Annotated in this window: 1 pseudogene; it reads left to right on the top strand. The window is 72.8% G+C overall.

The features are described from left to right. Window positions 1-481 (top strand): annotated as a pseudogene (locus G3N97_RS39050) (bifunctional cobalt-precorrin-7 (C(5))-methyltransferase/cobalt-precorrin-6B (C(15))-methyltransferase); the annotation flags it as partial.

Raw genomic sequence — 481 nt, forward strand, 5'->3', positions numbered from 1 at the left:
TGAGCGCCGACGGCCGCACGCCCGCCGCGCTCGCGGCGCTGCTCGCCGCGCAGGGTTTCGGCGCGACGCGCCTGAGCGTGTTCGAGCATCTGGGCGGTGCGCTCGAACGTCGCATCGAAGGCCGCGCCGATGCATGGCACGCGGACGAATGCGCCGCGCTCAATCTGGTCGCGTTCGAATGCGAGGCCGACGACGCCCGGCGCGCCGATGCCTGGACGCTCACGCCCGGCCTGCCCGACGACGCCTTCCTGCACGACGGCCAGCTCACCAAGCGCGATGTGCGCGCGCTTACGCTCGCGCGCCTCGCGCCGACGCCTGGCGCGCTGCTCTGGGACGTGGGCGCGGGCAGCGGCTCGATCGGCATCGAATGGATGCGCGCGCATCCCGCTTGCCGCGCGATCGCGATCGAAGCGAACGCGGAGCGTCAGCGCTTCATCGAGCACAACCGTAACGCGCTGGGCGTGCCCGCGCTGCAACTGGT

Source organism: Paraburkholderia sp. Ac-20347, from assembly GCF_017104805.1.
GTDB lineage: Bacteria > Pseudomonadota > Gammaproteobacteria > Burkholderiales > Burkholderiaceae > Paraburkholderia > Paraburkholderia tropica.